Source organism: Tabrizicola fusiformis, from assembly GCF_013328815.1.
GTDB lineage: Bacteria > Pseudomonadota > Alphaproteobacteria > Rhodobacterales > Rhodobacteraceae > Fuscibacter.
Genome location: NZ_JABUHN010000001.1, coordinates 156572 through 171816 on the forward strand (window position 1 = coordinate 156572; position 15245 = coordinate 171816).

Below are 15245 nucleotides of genomic sequence, written 5' to 3' on the forward strand. Positions count from 1 at the left end.
CCATCCTGCCGTTACCCGTGCTTCACCATCACATGGCGCACCACGGTATAATCCTCCAAAGCATAGGCCGACATATCCTTGCCATAGCCGGATTGTTTCAGCCCGCCATGCGGCATTTCGTTGGTCAGCATGAAATGCGTGTTGATCCATGTGCAGCCGTAACGCAGCCGTGCTGCCGTCGCCATGGCGCGGCCGACATCGCGGGTCCAGACCGATGAGGCAAGGCCATAGTCGCTGTCATTGGCCCAGGCCACCGCCTGATCGACATCCGAGAACGGCGTGACCGAAACCACCGGGCCGAACACCTCTCGCCGCACGATTTCATCGTCTTGGGTCGCTCCGGCAACGACGGTGGGGCGGTAGTAAAAGCCCTGATCCATCGCCGCGCCACCCGTCGTCACCTCGACATGGTTCAGCTCGCGCGCGCGGTTCACAAAGCTTGCCACCCGGTCGCGCTGGCGCTGGCTGATCAGCGGGCCGATTTCGTTGGTGGTGTCATCCTCGGCGCCCAGGGTGATCGAGGCGGCGGCGGTCGTAAGGTCAGCCACCAGCCGGTCATACACCTTACGCCCGGCATAGACCCGGCAGGCGGCGGTGCAATCCTGCCCGGCGTTGTAGAAGGAGAACGCCCGCAGCCCTTCGACCACCGCATCGACATCGGCATCGTCGAACACCAGAACCGGCGCCTTGCCGCCCAGTTCCAGATGGGTGCGCTTCACGGTCTTGGCCGCCGCATCCAGCATCTTGCGCCCGGTGGCGACATCGCCGGTCAGGCTGATCATATCCACCTGCGGATGGTTGATCAGATAGCTGCCCACGGTCTGGCCGCGCCCGGTGATCACGTTGACCACGCCTTCGGGCAATTCCTCGGCCAGAATGCGCGCCATCTTGAGCGCGGTGAGGGGCGTCTGCTCGCTGGGTTTGAAGACCACGGTATTGCCGCCGCCGATCGCCGGGCCCAGCTTCCAGGCCATCATCATCAGCGGATAGTTCCATGGCGCGATGCTCGCCACCACGCCCACCGGATCGCGGCGGATCATGCTGGTATGGCCAGCCAAATATTCGCCCGCCACCGCGCCCTGCTGACAGCGCACCGCACCGGCAAAGAAGCGGTAGCAATCGACGATCGCCGGAATCTCATCCCCGCGCGCGGCATTGATCGGCTTGCCGCAGTTCAGCGCCTCAAGTGCGGCAAAGCCTTCGGCCTCGGCCTCGATCCGGTCGGCGATGCGCAGCAGCGCGGCAGAGCGTTCGGCGGGGGTGGTGCGGCTCCAGCCGTCGAAAGCGCGGCGGGCGGCGGCCACGGCGCGGTCAACCTGTGCCGTCGAAGCCTCGGCCACTTCAAGGATAAGTCCGCCGGTGCGGGGGTTCAGGATCGGCTCGGCGGTCTCTTGCCCCGCCTCAAAGGCGTTGCCGATCAGAAGTTGGGTCTGGATGGTCATGCGGCTCTCCGGTCATTTGCCTGCGCCTGCCGTCTCGGACCCGTTGCGGGTGAGATAGTAGGCGGCGAGGATGGGAAGGAAGGTGGCGGCGAACACCACCATGGCGACGACATTGGTCACCGGGCGCTGGCGCGGGCGGATCAGTTCCTCAAGCATCCAGATCGGCAGGGTGGCCTGCTGTCCGGCGGTGAAGGTGGTCACGATCACCTCATCAAACGACAGCGCAAAGGCCAGCATCCCGCCCGCCAGCAGGGCGGTGCCCAGATTGGGCAGCAGGATATGGCGGAAGGTCTGAAAGGCATTGGCGCCCAGATCGGCGCTTGCCTCAAGGATACCACCCGACAGGCGGCGGAACCGCGCCACGGCATTGTTGAACACGATCACGATGCAGAAGGTCGCGTGGCCAAGGATGATGGTCCAGGTCGAAAACGGAATGTCCATCACCCCGAAGGCCGAGCGTAGGGCGATCCCGGTGATGACCCCGGGCAGGGCTATGGGCAACAGGATCAGCAGGCTGATCTGGTCGCGGCCGAAAAAGCGCGCCCGGCTCATCGCGGCGGCAACAAGGGTGCCAAGGATCATCGCCAGCACCGTGGCGATGGCGGCCACCTGCAAGGACAGGCTCAGGGCCTGCCAGATATCGGGCCGCTCCCATGCGGCGGCAAACCATTGCGTGGTCAGGCCGGGGGGCGGGAAGGCATAGGTCCGCTCTTCGGTGGTGAAGGCGTAAAGGAAGATCAAGAGGATCGGCAGGTGCAGGAAAGCCAGCCCCAGGGTGGCGGCGATCCGCAGTCCGTGCGAGGCGCGTTCAGAGGGCATCGAAAGCTCCCGCGCGTTTGGCAAGGGTCAAGTAGACCAGCATGATCAGGATCGGCACCACGGCAAAGGCGGCGGCCAGCGGGATGTTCCCGGCGGTGCCCTGCAACTGGTACACCGCCATGCCGATGAAATTGGCCGAATTTCCGACGATCTGGGGAATGATGTAATCCCCCATGGTCAGCGAAAAGGTGAAGATCGACCCCGCAATCACCCCCGGCAGCGCCAGGGGCAGGATCACCGTGCGAAAGGTCTGCGCCCTTGTGGCACCCAGATCCTGAGACGCTTCCAGCATCGAGGTCGGCACCCGCTCCAACGCCGCCTGCATCGGCAGGATCATGTAGGGCAGCCAGACATAGGTGAAGACAAGGAACATGCCGATATAGCTGGTCGAAAGCGAATTGCCCCCGATCACCGGCAAAGCCAGCACCGCATTCAGGATGCCGCTGGTATGGGTCGCCTCGGCGGCCCAGGTGATGATGCCCTCTTTGGCAAGGATCAGCTTCCAGGCATAGACCTTGACCAGATAGCTGGACCACAGGGGCAGCATGACCCCCAGATAGAACACCGCCTTCCAGCGGCCGCGGGCAAAGCGGGCGGCGTAATAGGCGATGGGAAAGGCCAGAACGGCACAGCCCAGCGTCACTGCGGCCGACATCAGAAGCGTGCGGAAGATCACGTCGTAATTGGCGGGGCGCAGCAGCTCGGCATAGGTCTTGAGCGTGAACTCGGGCACGACCATGCCCGAAAACTCGTCGATCGAGTAGAAGCTTTGCAGCAAGAGCGCGGCCAGCGAGCCGAGATAGACCACGCCCAGCCAGAGGAGCGGCGGGGTCAGCATCAGGCCCAAGAGCAGCCGGGGGCGGCGCCAGAAAAGCCCGGTCAGCCGGTCGGCAAAGCCGCGGGCGGGAAGGATGGCGGGGCGGCTCATGCGGGGTGGGCCGGGGTGGAAGAATTTTCGTCCGAAAATTCTTCGGTTGCGCCTGGCATCGGCATCATGCACCCCCCATCACATGCAGGGCGTCCGGCGCGAAGGCAAAGGCGCTGGTGGCGCCGGGTTCGGGCAGCGGCTGACCGGCGGGGACAAGGGCTGCAATTTCGGTCTCGCCCGCCCGCAGGATCACCCGGGTTCCCGAACCGAGATAGCGCAGCGCGGTGACCGTGCCGGTGACCGGGCCTGTTTCGGCCAGCCGGGTATTCTCGGGCCGCAGCGAGGCCCATTGCGCCGGCCCGCCCAAGGCGCGGGTCATCTCGGGCGGCAGAACGTTGGAGGAGCCGACGAAATCGGCGACAAAGCGGGTGGCGGGGCGGTCATAAACCTCGGCCGGGGTGCCGATCTGGGCAATCCGGCCTTCGTTGAAGACGGCAAGGCTGTCGGCCATCGACAGTGCTTCATGCTGATCATGGGTGACGAAGACGAAGGTGATGCCAAGACGCTGTTGCAGCGCCTTGAGTTCGTCCTGCATCGCCTCGCGCAGTTTGAGGTCGAGGGCGCCCAGCGGTTCGTCCAGCAGAAGGACGCGCGGTTCATTGACCAAAGCCCGGGCGAGGGCGACGCGCTGCCGCTGACCGCCGGAAAGCTGGCCCGGCTTGCGGTCGCCGTAGCGGTCCAGCTTGACCAGCGCCAGCATTTCTTCGGCGCGGGCATGGCGGGCGGCCTTGGCCATACCCTTGACCATCAGCCCATAGGCCACGTTGTCACGCACATTCATGTGCGGGAACAGGGCGTAGTCCTGAAACACGGTGTTGACGTTGCGCAGATGCGGCGGGGTCCGACTGACATCCTCGCCAAAGATGCGGATGCTGCCGCCGGTCGGCTGTTCAAAGCCGGAAATCAGCCGCAGACAGGTGGTCTTGCCCGAGCCGGAAGGGCCGAGCATGGCAAAGAAGGCGCCCTCGGCAATGGTCAGATCGACGCTATCGACGGCCTTGACCGGGCCGAAATGGCGCGAGACGGATTGGAATTCGACGGCAACGGTCATGGGGTTTCCGGCGTGATGAGGCTGGATGCGTGCCAAGCACGCACCCTACGGTGCGGTGAAAGGGCAGGATTGCGTTCCGTGGCCTCGGGGGACCGAGGCCACGGGTTGACGTGCCGGTTACCGGCCGCCGATCACGCCGATATAGTCCGAGACCCAGCGGTAATAGGGCACGCAGGCGCCTTCGCCTTGCGAGCAGTTCGAGGTGGGCGTGGTCCAGAACCGGATCTTCTCGAAGTCATCCATACCGTTGGCGGTGCAACCTTCGGCCGTCAGCATGCCGCGGCCATCGGTGCAGGCGGCGGGAACCGAGGGGTTGGCCCCGAACCAGACCGCGAGGTCGGATTGCAGGTTGGACGACAGCGAATGTTCCATCCATTTGTAGGCGCAGTTCGGATGCTTGCTGTCCACATGCATCATCGTGGTATCGGCCCAGCCGGTGGCGCCTTCTTCCGGGATGGTCGAGGAAATCGGCAGCCCTTCGGACTTCAGAAGACCGACCTGGAACGGCCAGGAACCAGAGGCGACGACACCTTCGTTCTTGAAGTCGTCCATCTGGATGAAGGCGTCATGCCAGTAACGGCCCACCAGTTCGCGCTGCCCGCGCAAGAGGTCCAGCGCGGCCTTGTATTGCTCTTCGTTCAGTTCATAGGGCGAGGTGATCTTCAGTTCCGGCTTGTGGAACATCAGATATTGCGCGGCATCGGCAATGTGGATCGGGCCGTCATAAGCCTGCACCCGGCCTTCGTTCGACTTGCCATCGGGCAGGTCCATCTTCTCGAACACCACGTTCCAGGACTTCGGTGCTTCCTTGAAGACATCGGTGTTATACATCAGCACGTTCGGCCCCCACATATAGGGGACGCCGTAATGCACGCCATCGACCGTGTGCCAGCCGGCATTCTTCAGCCGCTCGTCCACCGCCGACCACGAGGGGATCAGGTCAATGTTGATCGGCTGCACCCGGCCGCCCGCGATCAGCCGCAGGCTGGCGTCGCCCGAAGCCGTCACAAGGTCAAACCCGCCTTCGTTCATCAGCGCGACCATTTCGTCGCTGGTGTTGGCCGTCTTGACCGAGACCTTGCAGCCGGTGTCGGCCTCGAACTTGGTCACCCAGTCAAAGCCCTTGTCGGTCTCGCCACGCTCGATATAGCCGGCCCAGGCCACGATCGAGACTTCACCTTCGCCGTCACCGATCGCGGTGACCTGCGCCAGCGTCGGGGTGATGCCGGTCAGGATTGCCAGCGCCGTCGTGCCCATCAGTTTCAACGTCTTCATCCGCAGTCTCCCTGAGTTGTCGCGCGCCATGGCGTCGCCGCCGGATTTCCGGTCATGGCGCAAGGGTAGGGCAGCCGGGTGATTTCGCAATAACAAAACGCGGAAAGCATCTATCGGAAAAACCGATGGGAGGTGTCAGCGGTTCGCCAAGCCGTCCTGCGCCGAGCGGACAAAGTTCAGCGCGGGCGGCGACAGGGGCGCCCCGCGCCGCCACGCAAGCCCGACCTGCACTGAAGGCAGGTCGCCTGATACATCGCGGATGCCGATGCGGTCGCCTTCCAGCGACCAGGGGCGGTAGACCAGACTGGGCAGGATCGCCAGCCCCGCCCCGGTCGCCACCAGCGAACGGACCGCCTCGACGCTGCGGGTGCGAAAGGCGATTTCGGGCTTCACCGCCAGCGCCCCCATCAGGCGGCGGGTGCTTTCCTCGATCTCGTCCACGGTCAACTGGATCAGCGGCTGGCCCGCCAGATCGTCCAGCGCGATGCTTTCCTGATCGCCCAACGGGTGGCCCAGCGGCAACCACAGCCGATAGGGCGACACCAGCAGCGTTTCCACATGCATCGCCATCCGGTCGCGGACCGAGGAGGTCAGCAGCACCGCGACATCCAGTTCGCCGCCGATCAGCAGGTGTTGCAGGTAGTCGCCGTTATCCTCGGTCACGTTCAGTTCGACCTGCGGAAAGGCGCGGCGAAAGCGTTGCAGGATGTCCGACAGCACATAGCCTGCGACAAGGCTGGTCACGCCCAGCGACAGCCGCCCCGTAACGGGCGCCTCATCCCGAAAGGTGGTGCGGGCGGTGGCGACATCGGCCAGAATCTGGCGGGCATGGCGCAGAAAGGCGCTACCCTTCTGGGTGATCATCAGCCCCCGCGCCAGCCGGTCGAAGAGTTGCACCCCCAGATCATCCTCAAGCGCGCGGATCGCCTCGGTCACCGAGGATTGCGAGATCGACAGCGCCCGCGCCGCGCCCGAGACCGACCCCGCTTCGGCGGCGGCGATGAAGAACTGCAACTGGCGCAGGGTAAAGGCCATGGGTCAGGCGGCGGCCTCGGCCAGAAGGGCGGGGCGGGCGGTGGCCACCAGCGCCCCATAGGCGGCCAGTTTTTCGGAGGTGAAATGGTTCGGTCCGGCCAGCAGGTTCACCGTCAGCCGCACCGTGCCGGCATCGTCCCAGATCGGAATATTCACCGCCGAGCCAAGGCCCATCGAGGTGATCAGAGCATGGTCAAAGAAGAACTTGGCAAATTCGGGCGTGGTGTTGGCGACAAAGGTCTGCTTGCCGGCGATGCAATGCTCATACCAGCCGTCGCGCGTCTGCGGCTTGGTCCCCTGCAACGGATATTCCACCGGATGCGAGGTATAGCTGCGCCAGACCTGATCCTTTTCAGGGTCCAGCACGGTTACCGTGAACAGGATGGTGCCAAGCGCGGCGCAGGCGTGGTGCAGATCGGATTGGGCAGACATTCGGGCCTCCGGCTGAGATGGCCGCATCGGATCATGCGGCGGGCGTCGCCGCAAGGGGCCGCGCCAGAAGCGCAATCAGGTCCGACCGGGTGACAAGCCCCACCAGATGGCCCTCTGCCAGCACCGGGACGGCCTGTTGGCCACCATCGGCCAGAAGTGTGACCAGCGCGCCCGCCGGGGTGTCCGGGCTGGCGGTCTCACCCGCCTCGGCCAGATCGGCGGCGGTCAGGCCGGGCTCGGTCTGCCCGGTCAGGGCGTGTTCGTTGACAAGGCCGCGATATTGCCCTTCGGCCACCACCGGCAGCGTCTTGAAACGGTGGGTGATAAATTCGGCGGCAAGCCGGGGCAGTGGGGTGTCCGGTGTCACGGTGACCAGATCGCGCGACATCAGATGCGCGGCGGTCAACCCGGCAAGGGGGCGGATGGCGGCTTCGGCTTCGGCGGCGGTGATCAGCCGGGCCAGATCCTCGACCCCGATGTTCGCGCCCAGCCGCAGCCGGGCCAGAAGGTCGGCCAGCGCACCGGGCGGCGGCAGGTGCCGCCGCGCCGGGCTGGGATCGGCGGTGCCATGCGGCGCAGGGGGCGACTGGCGCAGGGGATAGACCCGCCCCGTCGCCCGGTTCCAGACCAGCCCCGCCGCCACCAGCGCCGACGATCCCACCAGCACGGGAACAAGTCCGCCATGGGGCAGCGGCGACAGTGCCAAAAGCAGCGCAACCGCCCCCCCGGGCGGGTGCATCGCCCGCGCCGCCGCCATCACCGCCACCGCAAGGGCCACGGCGATCAGCGCCTGTGCCAGCAGGGGAAGCGGCAGGAAACCCGCCACCAGCGCCGCCACGGCAGCCAGACCATTGCCCGCCACAACAGACCATGGCTGCGCCAGGGGGCTGTTCGGAACAGCAAAAACCAGAAAGGCCGAGGCGCCGAACGGCGCGATCAGCCCCGGCCCCGGCAGCCCCACCATCCGGCAGGCCAGCGCCGCGACGCCAAGACCAAGAGCGGCCCCAAAAGCGGCACGCAACGCCTCGGAAAGTTTGGGGCGCGGCACGGCGGGGCCGAACCCCCTCAGAAACACGGACAGCATGGCAATCCTCCCGGGCCTTGATGCCACGCGCCATGGCCAGAGGCCAGTGCGGCGGCTCAGGCCGAATGCAGCCCCGAAGCGAACAGCACCCAACCCGCCTCGGGCGCCGGGATGGCAGGTTTGGCCCCCTGCCAGAAGAACAAGAGCGCCAGAACCGGCGTTTTCGGATGATCCGCCTCGGCCAGAAGCTGCCAGCCGCAGCCGAAACCCTCGGTCAGCAAGCCCTCGGCATAAAACGCGAGTTCTTCGGCATCCAGCAGCGCCTCGTCATCGTCCTGCGCGGCCCAATGCCCCTCTTCCCACCAGACGACTTGCCCTTCGATGTCGGGAAATTTCAGCGCATGGCGGGCCAGCGGCAGCAGGCAGGCGTCAAACGGTCCGGCTTGGCGGGGCATCGGGGCCTCCTGAAAGGTTTGCCATGAGGTGCCAGAGTGGGGGCGGCAGGGCAAGCGCCGCGTCAGCGCCGCATCATCGCCAGCCGCAACAGCGCCCGCTCCATCACCGCCATCTGCGGCGCCTTCGAGGTGGAGCGCAATGTCAGGTCGGTTTCCACCAGCAGCGCCAGCGCCTGTTCCAGCCGGTGCATTCCCCAAGCCTGCGCCTGCCGCCCCATGGCGTCTTTCTGCTTGAAGCCGATGCGCGCCTTCTGGATGCCGCTCATTGCCCCGCCCGGATCGGCGGCGGCGGCGTGCAGCACCCGAAAATGGCGCAGCGCGGCGATGCACAGCCCCACCGCCTGCGTGCCCTGCGCCTCAAGCCGCCGCAGCAGCGGGCCGATGCCGGTGCCACGCCCCTCGGCCACGGCGTTGATCAGGTCATCCAGTTCAGCCTCGATCGTTGCGGGGGCCATGGCGGCCACTTCGGCGGGGGTCAGGGGCGTGTCATCGCCCCATTTGTAAAGCGCGATCTTTTCCAGCGTTTGGCGGAAATCGCCCGGATCAAGGCTGCGCGCCAGCACGGCCAGATCGGTCATCGCGGCAGGCTCGATCTGGCGCAGCCCGGCTTTCGCCAGTTCCGCCTCAATCTCTTCGCGGCTGGGCGGGTCGTCGTAGAGGCCGATGCTGATGGCGGTCGGATGCTTGTCAAACAGGGCCTTGAGCGTGGATTTCGCGGTCAGATTGCCCGCGGTCACCACAATCGCCGCATCGCCCGGCTTCCACTCTTTCAGCGCAGTGGTAATGGCGGGGGTGGTGGTGTCGGTGGCGTCTTCGACAAAGGCCACGCGGGGGCCGGGGAAAAAGCCGACTTCCTTGATGGCATCCAAAAGCAGGGCGGCATCCTTGCGCAGATCGGCCCCCGCGATCCGGCCAAGGCGCATTTCACCCTCGCCATTCGGGCCGATCAGGGCGGCAATCGCCTCTTGCCGCTTCAGCGCAACCCGCATCGCATCGGCGCCGAAGATCAGAAGCCCGGCCCGCCCCGGTTCCGGCCGCGCGCAATAGCGCGCCGCCTCTGCGCCTTTCAGGATCATTCGGCCCAACTGGCCGAACTGGCCACGATCCGCATGACAATCTGATCTGCCAGAATATGCATCAGCCGCCGGTGCGCATCCTCTTCCGCCGCAAGTCCCGCGACGGTTGAGCCTGTGGCCGACCATGAGGTAAAGCTTTCCACCCGCCCTCCGGCCACCCGGGCACCGCTTTCGCGGTCGGTCAGGGTCCAGTCGATGGCGCCGGTCAGGTTATAGCGGGTGATGTCGCTGGCAGGGGTAATACCCACGCCCACCGGCTGCGTGGTGATTGTGTAAGACAGGTCATAACGCACCACCTGCGCCCGGCCCAACCGCTCTTCCAGCCGCTCGACCAGATCGAAGGCATCCTTGCTGGAGGGATCGTCGATGCGGACCCGCCCCATCAGCCCACGCGCCGGGCCTTGCGGGCCATAGGCGGGGGTAAAGCCGCAGGCGGCCAGCGCCAGCGGCATCAGCAGCAGGGTGCGGCGGTGAAGCGCCATGGGGTCAAGCGACGACATTGATGATGCGGCCCGGAACGACGATGATCTTCTTCACCGGCTGCCCGGCAAGGAACTTGATGACATCCTCATTCGCCAGCGCGATCTTTTCAACCTCTGCCGCCGCCATATCCTTGGGCACGCTGATTTCCGCCCGCCGCTTGCCGTTGATCTGGATCGGCAGCGTCACGGTGTCATCCACCAACAGCGCCGGATCGGCCTTGGGCCAGGGCGCCTGGGTGCAAAGCCCTTCACCGCCCTGATAGGTCCAGATCGATTCGGCGATATGCGGCGTCATCGGCGACATCAGTTTCGCCAGCGTGCGGATGCCGGCCTTCATCACCGGGGTCGAGGCGGTCGCCTTGGCCAGCGTGTTGGTAAAGCCGTAAAGCGCCGCGATGGCCTTGTTGAAGGCAAAGCCCTCGATGCTGCGCGTCACCTCGTCGATGGCCCGGGCGGTGGCGCGGCGCAGATCGTCATCGCCCGTGCCGGTATGGTCGGCCGGCATCTCGCCGATCCGGCTGCACAGCGACCAGACGCGCGACAGATGCTTGAACGTCGCCTCGGCGCCGGATGCGGTCCATTCCACGTCCCGCTCGGGCGGGCTGTCGGACATGACGAACCAGCGCGCGGTGTCGGCCCCGAAGGCCGCGATGATGTTCATCGGATCGACGACATTCTTCTTCGACTTCGACATCTTGGCCGAAGGGATCACCTCAACCACCGTGCCATCCTGCAAGGTCGCCCCGTTCTCGCTGCGGATGATGTCTTCGGGCAGGTGATAGACCGGGCGGCCCTTTTCATCGGTGGTCTTGTAAATCTCATGCGTCACCATGCCTTGGGTGAACAGGGCATTGAACGGCTCAATCGCCTTGGCGGGCAGGTGGCCGGTCTTGTGCATCGCCCGGGCGAAGAACCGGCTGTAGAGCAGGTGCAGGATCGCATGTTCGATGCCGCCGATATACTGATCGACGTTCATCCAGTAATCGGCATCCTCGGCCACGGTCGGCGTTTCGGCGCGCGGGCTGGTGAAGCGGGCGTAATACCACGACGAATCGACAAAGGTGTCCATCGTGTCGGTCTCGCGCCGCGCCTTGGCGCCGCATTGCGGGCAGGTGCAGTCGCGCCATGTCGGATGCCGGTCCAGCGGGTTGCCGGGGATGTCAAAGGTCACATCATCGGGCAATTTGATCGGCAGGTTCGCCTTGGCCTCGGCCACCACGCCGCAGGTGGCGCAATGGATCACCGGAATCGGGCAGCCCCAATAGCGCTGCCGCGAAATCCCCCAGTCGCGCAGGCGATAGTTGGTCACGCCGCGCCCGATGCCGCGCGCCTCGCATTCGGCAATCGCCGCCACCACCGCCTCTTCGCCGGTCTGCACCGCAGCCCCGGCAAAGCCGCGGATATAGCGGACCTTCTCGGATTTCATCGGCACGAAGGGCTCGGCCAAGGGGGCAGCCTCGGCGCCCTCGGCCACGAAGACCGGCGGAATCGGCAGCCCGTATTTCGTGGCAAACTCAAAGTCGCGGGCGTCATGCGCCGGGCAGCCGAAAATCGCGCCGGTGCCGTAATCCATCAGGATGAAGTTGGCGATATAGACCGGAAGTTCCCAATCGGTATCAAAGGGATGCGCCACGCGCATGCCGGTATCCATGCCCAGCTTCTCGGCCGTCTCCAGCGCCTCGGCACTCGTGCCGCCACGGCGGCATTCGGCGACAAAGGCGGCAATCGCCGGGTCATGCCGCTCCAGATGCTTGGCCAGCGGATGATCCGGGCTGATCGCGGCAAAGGAGGCGCCCATCAGCGTATCGGGCCGGGTGGTGTAAACCTCCAGCCGGTCAAACCCTTCGGGGGCACCGCGCGTCGCAAAGGCGAATTGCAGCCCGCGCGACTGGCCGATCCAGTTGGCCTGCATCAGTCGCACCTTCTCGGGCCAGTCCTTCAGCCCGTCCAGCGCCGACAGCAATTCCGCCGAATAGTCGGAAATCTTGAAGAACCACTGGGTCAGCTCGCGCCGTTCCACCAAGGCGCCGGAACGCCAGCCGCGCCCGTCGATCACCTGTTCATTCGCCAGAACGGTCATATCGACCGGATCCCAGTTCACCACGGCGGCCTTGCGATAGACCAGCCCCGCCTCCATCATGTCGATGAACATGGCCTGCTGCTGGCCGTAATATTCCGGGTCGCAGGTGGCAAATTCGCGGGACCAGTCGATCGACAGGCCCAGGGGCTTCATCTGCGCGCGCATGTCGGCGATGTTGGAATAGGTCCATTCCTTGGGATGGCCGCCCCGCTCCATCGCGGCATTCTCGGCCGGCATCCCGAAGGCATCCCAGCCCATCGGATGCAGCACGCTGTATCCCTGCGCGATCTTGGTGCGCGCCACCACATCGCCCATCGTATAATTGCGCACATGGCCCATGTGGATGCGCCCCGACGGATAGGGGAACATCTCCAGCACATAATACTTGGGCTTGGCCGGATCGCGCCGCGCGGCAAAGGCCCCGGCCTCGTCCCAGGCCTTTTGCCATTTCGGTTCGATCGTGGCGGGGTCGTAGCGCGACATCTGGGGCCTCATTCTGTTCCGCAAGCGGGATACACCGCCGAACCCCGGAAGGTCCAGAGCGACGGGCCCCTTTCATCTTGGCCAAAATATCCCGGGGTCCGGGGCAGCGCCCCGGTCCGGCGGATCAACCCGCAGCGCGCTTAAAGCTTGGTGTCCTGAATGCGCAACTGGCGGGCGCGGGTCAGGATGGCATCCTCGATGGCGCGCACGGTTTCGGGGGCAACGGCACCGCCGCCCGAAGTCTGCATGGCAATCTTCAGGCTGCGGGCGTCCAGTGCCGGATCCTGCACATAGATCGTCGCGCGGTAGGCGCGTCCGCCGCCCGGCGGCTTGCCATAGCCGGTCACGATCACGCCAGTAAAGGGATCGACCGATTCGATGGGCAGGAAGTTCAGCACATCCAGCGCCGCCGCCCAGATATACTTGTTCACCTCGACCGTGGTGTTGGGGTTGTCGCGCTTGACGAAGAGGTCCGACAGGGTCGAGCCGGTGTTGCGGTCCTTTTCATAGCGGGCGGCGGCAATCGCCTCTTCCTGCTTTTCGCGCGCACTTCGGGCGTAAACTTGGCTTTCCGTCGGCACGGCATCGGCCTGCTTGCGTCCGAAAAGCCCGCTGTCACCGCTGGAAAGCCCGCCGCAACCGGCAAGTGCGACCGCAAGGCCCACGAGCAGCGCGCTTTGTGCGACACGGTTCAGCTTCATCGAAGACCCCCAGAATGGTGCTTTCTGCTGTCTAGCCGAGCCGCCATTGCGTGCCAAGGCTTTTCCCCAAACGTGGATCATGGCTGGGCCAGTGCCTGCAGAAGCGGTCCCATATGCGCCTCGAAGCCGCGCCATTTGCTGTTTGATCCCTTGTAGATGCCGCTGCGCACCTGACGCACGCTGGCCGTGCGCACCGCACGGGTGTTTTCCTGCGGCCGCAGACACGCCTCTTCGAACGGCAGCCCGCAGAAATCGAGGATGCCGCGGATCACCGGCTCGGGCGTTTCGGTCAGCGCGGCATAATCCACGGTCAGGATCTGCCCCGGATAATCGGCATCCATCTGCGCCATGAAGTCTTCATAAAGCCGGTAATATCCCGCCACTTCCTGCAAGTCCCAGGCGTAGCCGATGTTTTGCGCGTTGAAATAGGTCTTGTAGTTCGACCAGCACACCGCCACCGGATCGCGCCGCAGATGCACGATCCGCGCCTCGGGCAGCGCCTTGCGGATCAGCCCGATAAAGCGGAAATTCGCCGGCAGCTTGTCCACCGCATAGGACGCCCCGCCCGCCAGTGCCGCCAGTTCGGCAAGATAGCTCTGGCGGATGCGCAGCAGTGCCGCCGGGTCCAGCGGGCCGTCCTGCGCGGCCATCTCGGGGCCCGCCGCACCGCCCAGAAACCGCAACTCGCCCGCGCCATGCACCTGCGAATGGGCCGAGATGATCTGCTCGGTCAACGTGGTGCCTGACCGCATCATGCCCACGACAAAGATCGGCACCACCGGCGGCGGTGGCAGATCGGCGGGGTTCAGGCCCGGCACGGCGGCGGCAAAGCGGTGGCGCAGATCGCCCAAGAGGGCGCGGTCCTGATCCAGACTATAGTTCAATGTCGCGCGTTTCAGCCGGTTGCCCTCGGCCAGTGCGGCGAAACTGTCGTCCACCGCGCCGATATCCTCAAGCGCCTTGGACAGCGCGAACATCAGCGCCACCTGTTCGTCCGGCGGCATGGTTTCCTTGCGCACGGCAAGGGCCTGCATCGCGGCAATCGCCGGGTCGCCTTCGGCAAAGGTGATGATCCGGCCAAGGTTGTAATAGGCATTGCCCGCCGCAGTCAGCGGCGATGCCGCGATGGCGGCGCGGGCATGGGCTTCGGCTTCGGTCAGGCGGCCCTCGGCCAGTTCAATATTGGCAAGGTTGTTCAGCGCGCGGTGGTTGGCCGGATCGCGCGCCACCAGCCCGTGCAGAATCTCTGCCGCTTCGGTGGTTTCCTGCGCGGCATTCAGGGCATTGGTCAGACTGAGCAGCACCTCCGGGTCGCCGGGTTGCAGCGCCAGCAGGCGGCGGAACGGCGCAATCGCCTCGCGCCCGCGTTCCAACGTCACCAGCACCCGGCCCAGCATGTCCAGCGCCGGAACAAAGTCGGGATGCGCCCGCAGGACCGCCTCAAGCGGGGCAACCGCCTCGGCGGCACGGCCCAGTTGCAGATAGGCGGTGGCAAGATTGACCTGCGCCTCCCGAAAGGCCGGATCGGCATGGGCCGCGGTGATCAGATGCGGCAGCGCGGCCTGCGGCACCCCGGCATCCAGATAAAGCCGCCCCAGAACATTGCGCGCCATCGGGTTGGCCGGGTTCAGCAGCGCCAGCGCCACCATCTCTTCTATGGCCTCGGCAATCGCTCCGGCGCCCAGCATGGCGACGATCCGCTTGACATGTGCCGGGCCAAAGCCCCGCGCGGGCAGGCCCGAGAGCGTGGTTGCCAGGCCGGCAAGCTCATTTTGCAGGCGCGGATTGGCCGGAAACCGTTCCAGCATGTCCAGCAGGGTCCGCCGCGCGGCCCGGCCCTGCCCGGCGCGAAGGGCGGTTTTCGCATCGCGGATCGCGCGGTCAACGGCAGAACTCATCAGATATTCCTCAGTGTATTCGTTGAGCGGGCCTGCGCGTGAATAGCCCCGGCTGGGGCGCGGG

The 15245-nt window shown here is 65.6% G+C and carries 14 protein-coding genes; all 14 read right to left on the reverse strand.

Annotated features, from left to right (window positions below):
- Positions 1-11: 11 nt before the first annotated feature.
- The 14 genes from HS053_RS00750 to HS053_RS00815 all read right to left on the reverse strand — a co-directional run bounded on the left by HS053_RS00750 (position 12) and on the right by HS053_RS00815 (position 15181).
- A complete protein-coding gene (locus HS053_RS00750; protein WP_174209615.1) occupies positions 12-1436 on the reverse strand; it encodes an aminobutyraldehyde dehydrogenase in 1425 nt (474 codons plus the stop codon).
- A gap of 18 nt (positions 1437-1454) precedes the next feature.
- Positions 1455-2261, reverse strand: a complete 807-nt coding sequence (locus tag HS053_RS00755) for an ABC transporter permease (RefSeq protein ID WP_174209272.1) — start codon at positions 2259-2261, stop codon at positions 1455-1457.
- Positions 2251-3189, reverse strand: coding sequence for an ABC transporter permease (locus HS053_RS00760; RefSeq protein ID WP_174209273.1), 939 nt, complete (start codon positions 3187-3189; stop codon positions 2251-2253). Before HS053_RS00760 ends, HS053_RS00755 begins: the two co-directional genes overlap by 11 nt.
- A 64-nt stretch (positions 3190-3253) precedes the next feature.
- Complete coding sequence (locus tag HS053_RS00765; RefSeq protein ID WP_174209274.1) at positions 3254-4240, reverse strand: ABC transporter ATP-binding protein; 987 nt, start codon at positions 4238-4240, stop codon at positions 3254-3256.
- A gap of 117 nt (positions 4241-4357) precedes the next feature.
- Complete coding sequence (locus tag HS053_RS00770) at positions 4358-5515, reverse strand: ABC transporter substrate-binding protein (protein ID WP_174209275.1); 1158 nt, start codon at positions 5513-5515, stop codon at positions 4358-4360.
- A gap of 135 nt (positions 5516-5650) precedes the next feature.
- Positions 5651-6550 carry a LysR substrate-binding domain-containing protein gene (locus HS053_RS00775; protein WP_174209276.1) on the reverse strand — a complete coding sequence of 300 codons (900 nt, stop codon included), beginning with the start codon at positions 6548-6550 and terminating at the stop codon, positions 5651-5653.
- A gap of 3 nt (positions 6551-6553) precedes the next feature.
- A complete protein-coding gene (locus tag HS053_RS00780; protein WP_174209277.1) occupies positions 6554-6982 on the reverse strand; it encodes a GAF domain-containing protein in 429 nt (142 codons plus the stop codon).
- Positions 6983-7013: 31 nt separating this feature from the next.
- On the reverse strand, positions 7014-8066 hold the full coding sequence (locus HS053_RS00785) for an HPP family protein (protein WP_174209278.1): 1053 nt from the start codon (positions 8064-8066) through the stop codon (positions 7014-7016).
- Positions 8067-8122: 56 nt separating this feature from the next.
- Positions 8123-8461: a hypothetical protein gene (locus HS053_RS00790; protein ID WP_174209279.1), complete on the reverse strand. Its 339-nt coding sequence runs from the start codon at positions 8459-8461 to the stop codon at positions 8123-8125.
- 62 nt (positions 8462-8523) lie between these two features.
- Positions 8524-9537 carry a DNA polymerase III subunit delta gene (gene holA, locus HS053_RS00795; protein WP_174209280.1) on the reverse strand — a complete coding sequence of 338 codons (1014 nt, stop codon included), beginning with the start codon at positions 9535-9537 and terminating at the stop codon, positions 8524-8526.
- A complete protein-coding gene (gene lptE / locus HS053_RS00800; protein ID WP_241699714.1) occupies positions 9534-10019 on the reverse strand; it encodes an LPS assembly lipoprotein LptE in 486 nt (161 codons plus the stop codon). Before lptE ends, holA begins: the two co-directional genes overlap by 4 nt.
- Before the next feature lie 4 nt (positions 10020-10023).
- Positions 10024-12582 carry a leucine--tRNA ligase gene (leuS, locus tag HS053_RS00805; protein ID WP_174209282.1) on the reverse strand — a complete coding sequence of 853 codons (2559 nt, stop codon included), beginning with the start codon at positions 12580-12582 and terminating at the stop codon, positions 10024-10026.
- Positions 12583-12722: 140 nt separating this feature from the next.
- Positions 12723-13283, reverse strand: a complete 561-nt coding sequence (locus HS053_RS00810) for a DUF3576 domain-containing protein (RefSeq protein WP_174209283.1) — start codon at positions 13281-13283, stop codon at positions 12723-12725.
- 77 nt (positions 13284-13360) lie between these two features.
- The gene (locus HS053_RS00815; protein ID WP_174209284.1) at positions 13361-15181 is read right to left on the reverse strand and encodes a tetratricopeptide repeat-containing sulfotransferase family protein; all 1821 of its coding nucleotides are present in this window, start codon (positions 15179-15181) and stop codon (positions 13361-13363) included.
- Positions 15182-15245: the final 64 nt, after the last annotated feature.